Consider the following 15,660-nt stretch of genomic DNA (forward strand, 5'->3'; position numbering starts at 1 on the left):
CAGCATCTCGCAGGGCCCGAAAGGCAAGCCTGACGGGCTTTTCAGTGCCCCGGAGTCACATTTCTAACGAGGTCTTTACACTTCGCTTTGTAAACGTTTACATTCGGGCCCGCTTCCACCGCGGAGGGCGGGCAGGACGTGGCGAACGTAACGATCAAGGATGTGGCGCGCGTGGCCCAGGTGTCGGTGGCCACCGTATCGCGTGCGCTCAATGGTCACGGCAACGTGGCCGAGGAGGTGCGCAACCGCGTGTTCGCCGCCGCCCGCGAGTTGCGTTACACCCCGCATGCCGCGGCGCGAAGCCTGAGCAGCCGCCGCACCCAGACACTCGGCGTCGTTCTGCCCGACCTGCACGGCGAATTCTTCTCGGAACTGATGCGCGGCATCGACCAGGTGGCGCGCGAGAACAGCCTGCACCTGCTGGTCTCGAGCTACCACGGCCATCCGCAGGAGCAGGGCGCGGCGCTTCGCGCGATGCGCGGCCGCGTCGATGGCCTGCTGGTGATGTCGCCCTACATGGACGCTCCGGCCGTGCTCGACGACAGTCTGCCGCTGGTGCTCATCAATTCGCAGTGCGCCAGCGAAGGCGTCGCCTCGCTCGGCGTGGACAATTATGGTGGTGCGTTCACGATGGTCGAACACCTGGTGATGGGCGGGCATCGCCGCATCGCCTTCATCGCCGGGCCGTCTGACAACTTCGACGCCCATGAGCGCCTGCGTGGCTACCGAGACGCGCTGGCCAGATTCGCGCCGGAAGCGGAGCCGTGGGTCGTGGCTGGCGATTTCGACGAGGCCTCCGGCCACCGTGCCGGACTTGTCCTGCTGGAAGCCGCGCATCGCCCCGAAGCGGTGTTTGCCGCCAACGACATGATGGCGCTGGGCTGCCTGTTCGCCCTCGCGCAGACCGGCGTGCAGGTACCGGGCGACATCGCCCTGGCCGGCTTCGACGACATCCCGATGGCGCGCTACGTGCATCCGAGCCTGACCACCGTGCGCGTCAACATTGCCGAACTCGGCGCGCGCGCTGCGCGGATGCTGATCGCACAGGTGGCCGAAGGAGTGGTCGTGTCGCCCCGGCCGAAAGCGCTGGTGCCGGAACTGATCGTGCGTGAGTCCAGCGCACCTGCATGGCGTCGCCGTGCAGGTCCTGCTGGTTCCTGACGAAGGAAGCGTCGTTTTTTTGTCCCGTGATGTAAGCGATTACAACAAATAGAAAATTCATTTTGGGGAGAGAGGTAACTCATGAGTTCCGTTCGGTATCCCACGCATTCGCAACGACACCCGCACCGCACGCTGCTCGCCTGTGCACTGGCCAGTTGCCTGGTCATGGCGACGCCTTCGGTCCTGGCGCAAAGCACCGCTGCAACCGTGCGCGGCCAGGTCCTGGCCGACTCGGTTCCTGCCGCCGACGCGCAGATCACCGCCACCAACGTCGCCACCGGCCTGACCCGCAAGGTCCAGGCATCGGGCAACGGCACCTACAACGTCGGTGGCCTGCCGCCCGGGACGTACCGCATCGACGTCGTTGCCGGTGGGAAAACCAATTCGCAGACGATCACGCTGCAGGTCGGACAGACCGCCACGCTCAACCTGTCGACCGGAGGCGTCGCCGAAACCGCGGCGCCCGGTGCCGCGACGACCATGGAAGCGGTGACCGTCACCGCAACGCCGGTGTTCGAGACCAAGACCCCCGAGGTCGCCACCTACATCTCGCAGGTGCAGATCGAGTCGCTGCCGCAGGCCTCGCGAAACTTCCTGGCCTTCGCCGAGATCGTGCCTGGCATGCTGTTCGATCGGCGCGCGAGCGGCGCTTCACAGTTGCGAAGCGGTGCACAGAGTTCCAACGGCATCAACGTCTTCATCGACGGCGTTGGCCAGAAGAACTACGTGCTCAAGGGCGGTATCGGTGGCCAGGACCAGAGTCCGGGCAATCCGTTCCCGCAGCTCGCGATCGGCGAATACAAGGTCATCACGTCGAACTACAAGGCCGAGTACGACCAGATCAGCAGCGCCGCGGTGACCGCGGTGACGAAATCCGGCACCAATGAGTTCCACGGCGATTTCTTCTGGGACAAGTTCAACATCCCCGAATGGCGTACGCAGACGCCGGCCGAGGAGCGCGCGGGCAATGGCAAGAGTCCCTCCGGTGAAACCCAGTACGGCGCGGCATTCGGTGGCCCGATCCTGCAGGATCGTTTGTTCTTCTTCGTCACCTATGAGGCCAAGGAGTTCGAGTTTCCCCAGACCATTGCGCCCGGAGCGCTCGATCCAGGCTACGCGCTGACGCCAGACCTGTTGGCCCTGACCGGCCCCTCGTCGACTCCGTTCGATGAAGATCTGTGGTTCGGCAAGCTGACCTGGCAGGTCAACGACAACAACCTGGTCGAGTTCAGTGCGAAGGTCCGCGAAGAAGAAGAGATCAAGGACATCGGCGGCCAGAACACCGAAAGCTACGGCAAGACCAACATCAACGACAGTACGCGTCTTGACCTTCGCTACCAGTGGAGCAGCACCGACTGGCTCAACGATATGCATTTCACGCATGAGGACGAGCAGTTCAATCCGCGCGCGATCACGCTCACGCCGGGCTTCATCATCCAGAACTCCCAGCGCGGCGGCGTGCTCAATGTCGGTGGCGGCCAGGACTTCCAGGACAAAGGGCAGAAGGGCTGGGGTTTCCAGGACGACCTGACCTGGACCGGCCTGGACGGCCACACGATCAAGGGCGGCTTCAAGTACAAATCGGTGGAGATCAACGCGTTCGAGCAGCAGCCTTTCAACCCGCAGTTCTCGATCAACCTGCCGCGTAACGTGGATGCCGGCGGCACCTCGCTGGGCACGTTCATTCCCTATCAGGTGCGCTTCGGTGCGCCGCTGCCTGGGGTGGATGACCGCAACATCACCTCGACCAACAAGCAGTACGGCATCTACCTCCAGGACGACTGGGAGGTCAATGACAAGCTGATCATCAACCTCGGCCTGCGCTACGACTACGAGAGCACACCTGGTTACGAGGACTTCGTGACGCCGCCCGACCTGGTGGCCGCGCTGCGCGGCTGGTCGAACATTCACCAGCCGGGCGTGGACTACGACATCGAGGACTACATCAGCAACGGCCACAACCGCGATGCCTACACCGACTCATGGCAGCCGCGCCTGGGCTTCTCCTACGACCTGTTCGCCGACCAGCGCCACGTGATCTTCGGCGGCGCCGGCCGCGCCTACGACCGCAACCTGTTCGACTACATCGCGCTTGAGCAGTCCAAGAGCACGTTCCCGTCGTACACCATCAATTTCTTCGGTGTGCCGGGTGCGCAGTGCAGCACGCCGGGCCCGAGTTGCGTCGCGTGGGATCCGAAATACCTCAACCGGGAGGAACTGTTCGCGCTGGTCGCGGCCAACCCGAACCTGGGTTCGGAGGTCAACCTGATCAACAACGACATCAAAGTGCCGTACTCCGACCAGTTCAGCCTGGGCATGCGCAATACCGTCACTCTGGCCGGACAGGACTGGAACACCTCGGCGGCGGTCGTCCACATCGAAAGCCACGACGGCATCATCTTCTCGCTCGGCAACCGCTATCCGGACGGCACCTTCTACGGTGCCGGTCGCACCTTCGGCGGCGCTCCATTCGGGCAGCCAATCCCGGGTTTCGGTTCGCTGATCAAGGCCGACAACGGGGTGGAGACCGACCTCAACCAGTTGCTGCTGTGGGCCGAGAAGCCGCTGACGGGCGAATCGCCGTGGGGCGTGACGCTGGCCTACACGTACACGGATTCGGAAGAAAATCGCGTCAACGCAGCCAATTCCGACGAGCACTATGTGTTCGATTATCCCAACCTGGACGATCATCCCTGGGTCAATTCGATCGGCATTCCGAAGCACCGCTTCGTCGGCACCGGCATCTATCAGGCCTGGGGCTTCATGTTCTCCACCAAGGTCACCTGGACCAGTCCCGTGGCGAAGGACGTCCTGAACTGCACCGCGCCGACCGCCCCCGGCCTTGATGACTGCGCCTTCGGAACGTTCGAAGGTGTCTACTTCGATGACGCCGACTTCTTCCAATGGGATCTGGCTATTCAGAAGGAGTTCGACACCGGCGCCGGGCTGAAGTACCGCGTCCGCGGCGACGTATTCAACGTTACCGACGCGCGCAATTGGACTACCTTCAACAACTTCAAAGGTGTCGATGGCGTGATCAACCCCTCGTATGGCCAGCACAACGACGAAATCGTTCCGCCGACGCGATCGTTCAAGCTGTCGTTCGGTATTTCCTGGTAAAGCTCGCATCCCCGGCCGCACGATGCGGCCGGGGACCGCGATGCCGACCTCCTACACTCAGAAGACGTAGTGATGCTGGATAAGTTCCATCGCAACTGTCTGCTGGCGCTGCTGGTCGTGGCGCTCGTCGTGGCGGGCGGCTGCCGCAAAACCGAGCCCGCCTCCACGGCCTATCCCATCGAAACGCCGCCGCCGGTGCACATCGAGCCGCTCAAGGAGACGCGGCCCGATTTGCCGCCGCTTTTCCGCGACATCGAGAAGCGCACGTTCCAGTTCTTCTGGGACACCACCAACGAGCGCAATGGCCTGACGCCGGACCGCTATCCGTCGCGGCCGTTCGCCAGCATCGCCTCGGTCGGCTTCGCGTTGACCGCGTATCCGATCGGCGTGGAGAAGGGCTGGATCAGCCGCAACCAGGCGGTGGACCGTACGCTGCTGACGCTGGAATTCCTGAAGAAGTTGCCGCAAGGCCCGCAGGCGACGGGGAAGGGCAGATACCACGGGTTCTACTACCACTTCCTCGACATGCAGACCGGTTACCGCTACGAGAGCTGGGTCGAGCTGTCGAGCGTGGATACGGCGCTGCTGATGATGGGCGTGCTGTTCGCGCAGTCGTATTACGACCAGGAGGACCCGCGCGAGAAGAAGATCCGCGCGCTGGCCGACGAGCTGTACCGAGGCGTCGAGTGGACCTGGCTGCAGAAGAACAAGCCGCTGATCTCGATGGGCTGGTTTCCCGAGAGCGGCGTGATCCAGCACGATTGGATCGGCTACAACGAGGCGATGATGCTGTACATCCTCGCGCTTGGCTCGCCCACGCATCCGGTCGGGCCGGAAGCCTGGGCGGCGTGGAGCCGGTCCTACAGCGACAGCTGGGGCAAGTTCCATGACGAGGAGTACCTGTCCTTCGGTCCGATGTTCGGCCACCAGTACAGCCATGTCTGGATCGACTTCCGCGGCATCCAGGACGAGTTCATGCGCGAGCGCAAGATTGACTACTTCGAGAACAGCCGGCGCGCGGTCTACGCGCAACGTGCCTATGCGATCGCCAATCCGATGCGCTGGAAGGGTTATGGCGACAACGTCTGGGGCCTGACGGCCAGCGATGGACCGCAGCACACGATGCAGGAATATCAAGGAGAGGAGCGCCAGTTCCGCCACTACTCGGCTCGTGGCGCCGGCCTGCGCGATACCTTCGACGACGGCACCATTGCGCCCACTGCGGCGGTGGCATCGCTGCCGTTCGCGCCGGATATCGTCATTCCGGCCACGGTGCAGATGCACCAGCGCTACGGCGAGTTCCTGTATTCCAGTTATGGGTTCCTGGACTCGTTCAATCCCAGCTTCGACTACGACATTCCGCTCAAGACCGGGCGCGTGGTGCCCGGCGAAGGCTGGGTGGCGAGCGATTACATCGGCATCGACCAAGGGCCGATTCTGACGATGATCGCCAACTACCGCGACGAGTTCGTCTGGAACGTAATGAAGCGCAATCCGTATATCCGCGAGGGACTGCAGAAGGCAGGATTCACCGGCGGCTGGCTCGAGCCGGCGGTCGGACCTGAGGTCAAGGCGGAGCTATTGCCGGCGGAACAGACCGCTTCGACCGAACAGACCACGCACGTGGACAAACCCGCTTCGGCTGATAAGCCGGCGCCCGCCGACGAGCAGGCCAAGGCGGCGGGTCCCTCGCGATGAGCATCGCGCCAGGTGTTCCCGCTTCGTTCCGGGGCTGTCTAGCCCGCGCGCTGTCGTGGATGCTGGCCTCGCTCATGCTGGCGCTGCATGCAGGTTGCTCCGGCAGCCGCGATGACCGGCAGGTCGTGCGCTTCTGGGCGATGGGCTACGAAGGCGAGGTAGTGGCCCAGTTGCTGCCGGAGTTCGAACGTCGCAACCCCGGCATCCGGGTCGAGCTGCAGCAGCTTCCGATCACCGCGGCCCACGAAAAGTTGTTGACCGCCTATGCCGGCGATTCACTGCCCGACGTGGGCGCGATAGGCAATACCTGGGTTTCCGAGTTCGCGCTGCTTGACGCCTTGCAGGCGCTGGACGCGCGCGTGGCGCAGACGCCGTCGCTGCAGGCGGGCGATTACTTCCCTGGTGCGTGGGACACCGGCGTCATCGACGGCACCGTGTACGCGGTGCCCTGGTACGTCGAGACGCGGCTGCCGTTCTATCGCCGCGACCTGGCCGAGCAGGCGGGCGTGATGACGCCGCCCCGGACCTGGGATGAATGGAAACGCGCGCTGGCCGCGATCAAGCGCGAGGTGGGGCCGGACCGCTACGCGATCCTGTTGCCGCTCAACGAAGCCGAGCCGCTGTTGAACCTCGGCATCCAGTCTCCCGAACCGCTGCTTCGCGATGATGGCCGCTACGGCAACTTCCGCAGTCCCGGCTTCAAGCGCGCATTGGCGTTCTATCGGGACATGTTCGACCAGCGCCTGGCTCCGGTCGCCTCCAATCGACAGATCGCCAATGTCTGGGACGAGTTCGGTCGCGGCTACTTCAGCTACTACGTCAATGGACCCTGGAACATCGCCGAGTTCCGCAAGCGCCTGCCGCCGCAACTGGCCGGATCGTGGATGACGATGCCGTTGCCGGGCGAGCAGGGCCCGGGCGCGTCGGTGGCAGGCGGGGCGAGCTTCGCGGTGTTCAAGAAGGCCAGGCAACCCGAGGCGGCGTGGAAGCTCGTGGCCTACCTGTCCGAACCCGAAACCCAGGTGCGCTTTCACGCGCTGACCGGGAACCTGCCGTCGCGGCGCAGTGCCTGGCAGGCACCGGCGCTGGCCAACGACCCGTATGCCGCGGCGTTCCGCGACCAGCTCGAGCGCGCGCGGCCGGTGCCTAAGGTGCCGGAATGGGAGCGCATCGCCAACGAGATCAAGCTGGTCGGCGAGGAACTGGCCAATCGGAGGTTGAGTGTCGACGAGGCGGCCACCGAACTGGATCGTCGCGCAGACGCCATCCTGGAGAAGCGTCGATGGATGCTCGATCACCACACCATCGCGGGAGCGGCGCCGTGATCCGCCCTTCGACCGCAGGTTGGTTGTTCGCCGGCCCCGCGCTGGCGGTGATCGCCCTGTTCTTCGGTCTGCCGGTGCTGGCCGCGTTCGCGCTGAGCCTGACCGACTTCGACATCTACGCGCTGGCCGACACCGGCAACCTTCGTTTCGTCGGGCTGCACAACTATTGGCAGTTGCTGCACAACCCGCTGTTCTGGAAGGCGCTGGGCAACACGCTGTACTTCGTCGTGGTCGGCGTGCCGTTGTCGATCGCGATGTCGCTCGGCGCGGCCTTGTTGTTGCACTCGAAGCTGGGTTGGCTCAAGCCTTTCTTCCGAACGGCCTACTTCGCACCGGTGGTGACCACGGTGGTGGCGGTGGCGGTGATCTGGAAGTACCTGTTCCACACCCGCTACGGGCTGGTGAACTGGGCGCTGTCATACCTGGGCGTGGATCCGATCGACTGGCTGGGCGATCCGCACTGGGCGATGCCGATGATCATCCTGTTCGCGGTGTGGAAGAACTTCGGCTACAACATGATCATCATCCTGGCCGGGCTGCAGTCGATCCCCGAGGACCTTTACGAGGCCGCGCGCATCGACGGCGCCACGCCGGCGCGGCAGTTCTGGTACGTGACGTTGCCGATGCTGGGGCCGGTGCTGCTGCTGGTCGGCATCCTGACGGTAGCCGGTTACTTCCAGCTGTTCGCCGAGCCCTACGTGATCACCCTGGGTGGCCCGCTGCAGAGCACGGTCAGTGTGCTGTACCTGATGTACGAGGAAGGCTTCAAATGGTGGAACCTCGGCAACGCCTCGGCGGTAGCCTTCCTGCTGTTCGTCCTGATGACCGCGACGACCAGCGGCCTGCTGTGGTTCGCGCGCCGCAAGGGCGTGGAGTGAGGTGCGCATGAGTCCTCGTCTGGCCAAGGCCATCATCAACGGCCTGCTCGCCGGTCTGGCGGTGCTGAGCCTGGCGCCGCTGCTGTGGATGTTGTCGGTGTCATTCATGCAGCCCGGTGAGGCCAGCCATTTCCCGCCGACGCTGCTGCCGGACAATCCGACGCTGCACAACTACCACGAGCTGTTCTCGCGGGTCGGCATGGGCCGCTACCTGCTCAACAGCTTCCTGATCGCCAGCCTCACCACGCTGATCGCATTGCTGCTCAACACGATGGCCGGCTACGCCTTCGCAAAGCTCCGATTCGCCGGCCGCGATCGCGTTTTCCGCATCCTGTTGGGAGCGCTGGTGATCCCGGCGCAGGTGACGATGATGCCGTTGTTCCTGATGCTCAAGGAGGTCGGGTTGGTCAACAGCTATGCCGGCGCGATCGTGCCGGGCATGGCCGGCGTGTTCGGCATCTTCCTGGTTCGCCAGTACGCGCGCTCGATCCCGGATGAGCTGCTGGAGGCGGCGCGGATCGACGGCGCCGGAGAGGTGCGCATCTTCTTCCAGATCGTGCTGCCGGTGCTCAAGCCGATCCTGGTGACGCTGGCGATCTTCGTATTCCTGGCGTCATGGAACGACTTCATGTGGCCGCTGATCGTGCTGACCGACAGCGGCCTGCACACGCTCCCCGTGGCACTGGCGACGTTGTCGCGCGAGCACGTGCAGGACAACGAGATGATGATGGCCGGCTCGGTGGTGACCGTGCTGCCGGTTCTGATGCTGTTCCTCTTATTGCAGCGCTATTACCTGCAGGGCCTACTGCTGGGAAGCGTGAAGGGATAGGCATGAAGCGTTTTGCTGCATGGTCGGGGCTTGCCCTGGTCCTGGCCGCGGTGGGCGCCCCGGCGTTCGCGCAAGGCAACGCGCGCAAGCTCGACGACTTCGAACAGGTCGGCGCCTGGACCGTCGCCACGTCGGACCAGGTCAGCGGAACGTTCCGCGTGGCGGAGGGCCATGACGGCAAGGCGCTCTGCCTGGATTACGACTTCAACGACGTTTCCGGCTACGCCGCCATGCAGCGCGAGCTGCCGCTGGACTATCCGGACAACTACGCCTTCGCGTTCCAGTTGCGCGGGGATTCGCCGGCCAACGACCTGCAGTTCAAGCTGGTCGACGACAGCGGCGACAACGTGTGGTGGGTCAACCGGACGCACTTTGAGTATCCGAGGCAATGGACGCCGGTCGTCTACAAGAAACGGCACATCAGCCGCGCCTGGGGGCCCGCACCGGATCCGACGCTGCGCCACAGCCGCAGGATCGAGTTCACGATCTACAACCGCGTCGGCGGCAAGGGATCGGTGTGCTTCGACGAGCTGACGCTGCGCACGCTGCCGCCGGAGGACCATTCGCCGCTGACCGGGCAGGCGGCCGCGACCGCCCGGGAATCCGGCGCTCCGCCTGCGAACGCGATCGACGGCAATCCCGCCACGGCCTGGAAGGCGCCGCTGTCCGCCTCACCGCAGTGGCGCATGGACCTTCGGCGCACGCGCGAGTTCGGCGGCATCGTGCTGCGCTGGTTGCCCGGACTGGCGAGCACTTCCTACCGCATCGAGCTGTCGGATGACGCCCGCGCCTGGCGGATCGCGCGCGAAGTGACAGGCAGCGACGGCGGAAACGACTACATCGCATTGCCCGAGTCCGAAGCCCGATACCTGCGCCTGACGACGCTGGCAGGCGAGGGGACTTCGATCGGGTTGGCCGAATTCGTCGTACAGCCCCTGGCTTTCTCCGCCACGCCCAACGATTTCCTCAAGGCCGTCGCCTCCGAGGCGAAACGTGGCTCGTATCCGCGGGGCTTCAGCGGCGAGCAACCGTACTGGACCATCGTCGGCATCGATGGCGGCGACGAGCAGGGCCTGATCGGCGAGGACGGCGCGATCGAGCTGGGCAAAGGCGCCTTCAGTATCGAGCCCGTCGTCATGACGCCCGCCGGCATTGCCGACTGGTCGAACGTGGATTCGAAGCAATCTCTGCAGGATGGCTACCTGCCGATACCCAGCGTGGAATGGCGGCGCGACGACCTGCGGCTGCGGATAACGTCTTTTGCGCAGGGGACGCGCGCGCAATCGCAGTTGGTCGGCCGCTACCGCCTGACCAACCCCACGCAAGCTCCGCTCGACTACACGCTGATGCTGCGCATACGGCCGTTGCAGGTGAACCCGCCCAGCCAGTTCCTCAATACGGTCGGTGGTGTCAGCCCGATCCACCGCCTGCGGATCGCCGATGGCCGCGTGGAAGTCGAACAAAGGCCCAGGGTGGTTGCCTTCCCGATGCCTCACAGGGCTCACGTCACGACGTTCGATGCCGTCGACGCGCCTGCGCAATGGCGCGCGGATGCCGTTGCCGTCGACGATCCGACCGGGTTGGCCAGCGGCGCGATGTCCTACACCGTGCGCCTGGGGCCCGGTGAGTCGTTCGAAACCGACTGGATCGCGCCGCTGACCGGAGACTTTCCCGCGCCGCTGGCGGCAGGGGACGCCGAGGCGATGCAGCGACAGGTGGCCGCGCAATGGCGCGACAAGCTCGACCGCGTGAAGCTGCGCGTGCCCGAACAGGGCCAGAAGGTTGTCGACACGCTGCGTACGGGCCTGGCGCACATGCTGATCAGCCGCATCGGCCCGCGCCTGCAACCGGGCACGCGCTCGTACTCGCGCGCCTGGATCCGGGACGGCGCGATGATCGGCGAAGGCCTGCTGCGTATGGGGCGCGAGGACGTCGCGGAGGAATTCCTGCGCTGGTATGCGCCGTACCAGTTCAACAACGGCAAGGTGCCATGCTGCGTCGACAACCGCGGCAGCGACCCGGTGCCGGAGAACGACAGCCACGGCGAGTTGGTCTTCACCGTCGCCGAGGTCTATCGCTACACGCGCGACCGCGAACTGCTGGAATCGATGTGGCCGCACGTGCAGGGCGCGGTGAAATACATGGACCAGTTGCGCCTGAGCGAGCGCACCGAAGCCAACCGCGCCAGGGACCCCGCCTTCTACGGGATGATGCCCGCGTCGATCAGCCACGAGGGGTACTCGGCCAAGCCGATGCACTCCTACTGGGACAACTTCTGGACGTTGCGCGGCTACAAGGATGCCGTGGAGATCGCGCAGTGGCTGGGACGCGACGCCGATGCCGTGCGCCTGGCCGAGGCTCGCGACCAGTTCCGCGAAGACCTGTATGCCTCGCTGCAGGCGGCGACACACCGGCACGGCATCGATTACCTGCCAGGGTCCGCGGAACTCGGCGATTTCGACGCTACGTCCTCGACGATTGCCCTGGCGCCGGGAGGAGAACAGGCGCAATTGCCACAACCGTTGCTGCAAAACACCTTCGAACGCTACTGGCGCGAGTTCGTCGCACGCCGCGACGGCACGCGCGAGTGGCGGGACTACACGCCCTACGAGCTGCGCACCATCGGCAGCTTCGTGCGCCTGGGCTGGCGCGAGCGGGCGCATGAAGCGATGGCGTTCTTCTTCGCCGACCAGCAGCCACGCGCCTGGAACCAGTGGGCGGAAGTGGTCTCGCGCACGCCGCGCACACCATTCTTCGTGGGCGACCTGCCGCATGCCTGGGTCGAGTCCGACTACGTGCGATCGGCGCTCGATCTGTTCGCCTACACGCGCGACGACGACCAGTCACTGGTGATCGCCGCCGGACTGCCGACGGCGTGGCTGGACGGCGAGGGCGTCGCCGTGGAGGGCCTGCGCACGCCGTATGGTGCGCTGGGCTACACGATCAGGCGCGAGCGCGACCGGCTGGTACTGACGTTGTCGCCGGGATTGAAGTCGCCTGCGGGAGGCATCGTGTTGCGCTGGCCCTATCGGCAGAAACCGGGCCAGACGTCGATCGACGGCAGGCGGGCGCAATGGCAGGGCGACGAGCTGCGCATCCGTGCGACGCCGTCGCGGGTCACCGTGACGCTCGCGCCGCCCTGAGCCGCTCTAGGCGCACCAGTGAACCTGCAATGGCGGCACTTCTCCGCCGCCCAGCGCCGCCAGCACGGGCCATCGCTTCACGTCGCCGTCGGCCAGGGCCTGCTCGAACACTCGGCGCTTGCTTGCTCCCTGGATCAGAAGCACCCGCGCGTGGGCAGCGGCCAAGCCTGCCGGGGTCAGGCTGATGCGTCGGTGCCAATTCCGGGCGCCTGGGCAACCGGTGGCGTCGACGGCGGCATAGGACTGGCGGCTGGCGAGCACGCGATCGAGGTCGGCCATGCCTGGAAACAACGACGCAGTATGTCCGTCATCACCCATGCCGAGTACGGCGACTGCGGTCGGCTGCTGCGCATGCGCATTGGCGATGGCGACGGCCTCCTCGATGCGTCGTCCTGACTGGGTCATCGCTTCGAACCGCGCCGCGGCGGCGTGGTGGTGCAGCAGGTGCGTACGGACCAGTCGCGCGTTGCTGTCGGGATCGTCCGGAAGCAGCCAGCGTTCATCGACCAGCGCCACGTCCACACGCGGCCAATCCAAAGGCGCCTTGGCCAGGGCCTGGTAGACGGGCGCAGGCGTCGTGCCGCCGGACAGCAACAGGCGCGAGCGCGGTCGCAGGGCCAGGTCGCGACGAAGCTCGGCTGCGATTGCCACGGCACTCGCCCACACCCATTCGTCGGTGCTCGCGTGAACGAACAACACGAACCGGTCGCCAGATTCGATCGGTTTGGAGGCGCTTGGGCTGACCATCCTTTCGATCTTCGCATGTGGCGGTTCTAGACCGCGTTGATGGGTGGAAAGCCGTGTTAAGGCGTTTGCTGCGCCAGCGCGGCGGCACCCAGCAGCCCTGGCTGGGGATGCACCACCGCCAGCGCCGGCACGCGTGCCATCACCGGGGCGAAACGGCCCTTGAATTCGAAGCGCTGGCGGAAGCCCGAGCGGGCCAGCGTCGGCAGCAGCTTGGGTACCAGGCCTCCGGTCAGGAACACGCCGTCCCATGCGCCCAGCGTCAACACCAGATCGCCCGCTGCCGCGCCGAACACGGCGCAGAACACGTCGATGGTGCGCAGGCTGCGCGGGTCGCCTTCGCGGGCGCGCGCGGTGATGTCTTCGGGCTTGAGCGGACCCGGACTTTCGCCGGCGATGGCGCTCAACGCGCGGTGCAGGTTGACCAGGCCCATGCCGCTGACCAGGCGTTCGTTGGAGACGCGCCCGAACTCGGCCGACAGGTGCCTGAGGATGTCGATTTCCTCGGGCGTGTTCGGGGCGAAGCTTACATGGCCGCCTTCGGTCTGCAGCGGGTAGTAGCGGCCGTCGCGACGCAACAGTCCGCCGACGCCGAGGCCGGTGCCGGCACCGATGATCGCGTACGTCTTGTCGCCGCCGTTGTCGGGCGACCAGGTCGCGCCGCCGATGGGAATGACATCATCCTGCGTGAACAGCGAAGCGGCCATCGCCTGCGCGGCGAAATCATTGACCAGCCGCAGCGAGCGAAGTCCCAGCGCCTGCGCGGTGCGTTGCGCCGAAATCACCCAGGGATGGTTGGTGATGCGTGCTTCGTCGCCGTCCACGCGTCCGGCCACCGCGAACACGCCGGTCAGTGCGCTTGCACCGGTGCCCACGCTCGTGCCGGAGCTGTCGAGATAGTGTTGTGCCGCGTGCGCCAGCGACGGAAAGTCGGCCACCGCGAATTCGCGCACGCTGTCCATCAGCAGTGGCGTGCGCGAATCCTGGCGGGCCAATGCGAAGCGGGCATTGGTCCCGCCGATATCGGCGAGCAGGGCGTCGGCGGAAGCGGGAGCGTTCACGGAATCACCAGGTCGAATCGGTCGGGGCAAAAAACCCGTTCGCCCGCAGCGTAATCGACTCGCGATCACCCTGTCTGCCGATTGCTGCGCCACGACGGCGCGATCTTCGATGAATACGAAATCAGTCCCGGCCATGCCGGGAAAAAGGCCCGGAAGAAGCCCGCTGCCGAGGAAGGGAAGCAGCGGGCCCCGTCCGGAACAAGCTCAGTAGGGCAGTGGATCGGCCAGTTTGCGGCCGTGCGTGCGGATCACCTCGGAATACCAGCGCGCACTGTCCTTGGGCGTGCGCTCCTGGGTGCCGTAATTGACGTGCACCATGCCGAAGCGCTTGGAATAGCCCAGCGACCACTCGAGGTTGTCGAGGAACGACCAGAGCATGTAGCCGCGGATGTCGACGCCAGCCTGGATCGCGTCGTGGATGGCGCTCAAATGCTTGCGCAGGTAGTCCATCCGCAGCGGGTCGCGTACGCGGCGGTTGCCGGCGGCATCGACGTCTGCGGTGGGCGGATCGAAGAAGGCTGCGCCGTTCTCGGTGATGTAAACCGGCAGGTCGCCGTAGGTCTGCTTGAACCACAGCAGCAGGTCGGTCAGGCCTTGCGGGAAGACTTCCCAGCCGGTTTCGGTATAGGTGCCCAGAGGCTGCTTCACCACGCCGGTATTAAGCGGGTAGCTGGTCGCAGCCTTGGTGACGCTGCGCGTGTAGTAGTTGATGCCGACGAAATCCAGCGGTTGCTTGATGAGCGCATAGTCTTCGGCCGGCCACTCCGGCCACGCTTCGCCGAAGATTTCCTTCAGTTCCGGTGGGTAGTGGCCGAGCAGGGCGGGGTGCAGGTACTGCTCGTTCATGTAGGCGTGGGCGCGACGCACCGCGGCCTGGTCTTCGGCCGAATCGGTGGCTGGATACTTCGGTTCGATGTTCACCACCAGGCCGATTTCGTGCTTGCCGATCTCGCGGTACGCCTTCACCGCGGCGCCGTGCGCGCGCATCAGGTTGTGCGAGGCGATCGGCGCTTCGAACCTGCTGCGATGTCCCGGCGCCAGCGCGCCGTGCAGGTAGCCGCCGTCGGTGACCACCCACGGCTCGTTGAGCGTGACCCACTTCTTGACCCGTCCGTCGAGTGCGCGGAACAGCACGCTGCCGTATTCGGCGAACCAGTCGGCGATGTCGCGATTGAGCCAGCCGCCGCGGTCGTCCAGAGCCGCCGGCAGATCCCAGTGATACAGCGTCAGCAGCGGCTCGATGCCGTTGGCGAGCAGTTCGTCGACCAGTCGCGAGTAGAAGTCCAGGCCCTTCTGGTTCACCCGGCCAGTGCCTTCGGGCAGGATGCGCGACCACGACACGCTGAAGCGATAGGCCTGCAGGCCGAGCTCACGCATCAGCTTCACGTCGTCCTTCCAGCGGTTGTAGTGGTCGCAGGCAACGTCGCCGGTGTCGCCGTTGAGCATCATGCCCGGCGTGTGCGCGAAGCGCGTCCAGATGCTGGGACCGGCCCCGTCCGCCAGCGGCGAACCTTCGATCTGGTGCGCGGCGGTGGCCGCGCCCCACAGGAATCCTTGGGGAAAGACGGGGGCGTCACTCATGGGGCGAAGTCTCCGGGCGCATCTTGCACGATGGATAGGCATGTAAACGGTTACATGGCAGGATAGCCGAGGTCGGCGACAATTGTCATCGTCGACCGCGTCCACCCGCTATACGGATTT

Annotated in this window: 10 protein-coding genes; 7 read left to right on the forward strand and 3 right to left on the reverse strand. The window is 65.4% G+C overall.

Annotated elements, in window-relative coordinates; genetic code table 11:
- Positions 1–138: 138 nt before the first annotated feature.
- The 7 genes from J2X06_RS08115 (at position 139) to J2X06_RS08145 (ending at position 12,154) form a co-directional block, all read left to right on the forward strand.
- A complete protein-coding gene (locus J2X06_RS08115) occupies positions 139–1,161 on the forward strand; it encodes a LacI family DNA-binding transcriptional regulator (protein ID WP_310060634.1) in 1,023 nt (340 codons plus the stop codon).
- An 81-nt stretch (positions 1,162–1,242) separates the two neighbouring features.
- The gene (locus tag J2X06_RS08120; RefSeq protein WP_310060637.1) at positions 1,243–4,281 is read left to right on the forward strand and encodes a TonB-dependent receptor; all 3,039 of its coding nucleotides are present in this window, start codon (positions 1,243–1,245) and stop codon (positions 4,279–4,281) included.
- Between the two features lie 72 nt (positions 4,282–4,353).
- Entirely contained in the window at positions 4,354–5,979 is a 1,626-nt protein-coding gene (locus tag J2X06_RS08125; RefSeq protein WP_310060640.1) for a glucoamylase family protein, read from the forward strand.
- The gene (locus J2X06_RS08130) at positions 5,976–7,304 is read left to right on the forward strand and encodes a sugar ABC transporter substrate-binding protein (RefSeq protein ID WP_310060643.1); all 1,329 of its coding nucleotides are present in this window, start codon (positions 5,976–5,978) and stop codon (positions 7,302–7,304) included. Before J2X06_RS08125 ends, J2X06_RS08130 begins: the two co-directional genes overlap by 4 nt.
- Positions 7,304–8,182, forward strand: coding sequence for a carbohydrate ABC transporter permease (locus J2X06_RS08135; protein WP_430539549.1), 879 nt, complete (start codon positions 7,304–7,306; stop codon positions 8,180–8,182). The genes J2X06_RS08130 and J2X06_RS08135 overlap by 1 nt, the downstream gene beginning before the upstream one ends.
- Positions 8,183–8,189: 7 nt before the next feature.
- A complete protein-coding gene (locus J2X06_RS08140; RefSeq protein ID WP_310060649.1) occupies positions 8,190–9,011 on the forward strand; it encodes a carbohydrate ABC transporter permease in 822 nt (273 codons plus the stop codon).
- Positions 9,012–9,013: 2 nt separating this feature from the next.
- Positions 9,014–12,154, forward strand: a complete 3,141-nt coding sequence (locus J2X06_RS08145; RefSeq protein ID WP_310060651.1) for a discoidin domain-containing protein — start codon at positions 9,014–9,016, stop codon at positions 12,152–12,154.
- Positions 12,155–12,160: 6 nt separating this feature from the next.
- Here J2X06_RS08145 and pgl read toward each other — a convergent pair whose 3' ends face one another.
- The 3 genes from pgl to J2X06_RS08160 form a co-directional block, all read right to left on the reverse strand.
- Positions 12,161–12,901: a 6-phosphogluconolactonase gene (gene pgl / locus J2X06_RS08150; protein WP_310060654.1), complete on the reverse strand. Its 741-nt coding sequence runs from the start codon at positions 12,899–12,901 to the stop codon at positions 12,161–12,163.
- Between the two features lie 56 nt (positions 12,902–12,957).
- Entirely contained in the window at positions 12,958–13,959 is a 1,002-nt protein-coding gene (gene glk, locus J2X06_RS08155; protein ID WP_310060659.1) for a glucokinase, read from the reverse strand.
- A gap of 204 nt (positions 13,960–14,163) precedes the next feature.
- On the reverse strand, positions 14,164–15,540 hold the full coding sequence (locus tag J2X06_RS08160; protein ID WP_310060661.1) for a GH1 family beta-glucosidase: 1,377 nt from the start codon (positions 15,538–15,540) through the stop codon (positions 14,164–14,166).
- Positions 15,541–15,660: the final 120 nt, after the last annotated feature.

It is taken from the genome of Lysobacter niastensis, from assembly GCF_031457115.1.
In the GTDB taxonomy this organism is placed as follows: Bacteria; Pseudomonadota; Gammaproteobacteria; order Xanthomonadales; family Xanthomonadaceae; genus Lysobacter_J; species Lysobacter_J niastensis_A.

Excerpts from the sequence above, each read along its gene's own strand:
- J2X06_RS08145 (WP_310060651.1), top strand. The coding sequence starts at position 9,014 with ATGAAGCGTTTTGCTGCATGGTCGGGGCTTGCCCTGGTCCTGGCCGCG.
- J2X06_RS08125 (WP_310060640.1), top strand. The coding sequence starts at position 4,354 with ATGCTGGATAAGTTCCATCGCAACTGTCTGCTGGCGCTGCTGGTCGTG.
- J2X06_RS08120 (WP_310060637.1), top strand. The coding sequence starts at position 1,243 with ATGAGTTCCGTTCGGTATCCCACGCATTCGCAACGACACCCGCACCGC.
- J2X06_RS08160 (WP_310060661.1), bottom strand. The coding sequence starts at position 15,540 with ATGAGTGACGCCCCCGTCTTTCCCCAAGGATTCCTGTGGGGCGCGGCC.
- J2X06_RS08140 (WP_310060649.1), top strand. The coding sequence starts at position 8,190 with ATGAGTCCTCGTCTGGCCAAGGCCATCATCAACGGCCTGCTCGCCGGT.
- pgl (WP_310060654.1), bottom strand. The coding sequence starts at position 12,901 with ATGGTCAGCCCAAGCGCCTCCAAACCGATCGAATCTGGCGACCGGTTC.
- J2X06_RS08130 (WP_310060643.1), top strand. The coding sequence starts at position 5,976 with ATGAGCATCGCGCCAGGTGTTCCCGCTTCGTTCCGGGGCTGTCTAGCC.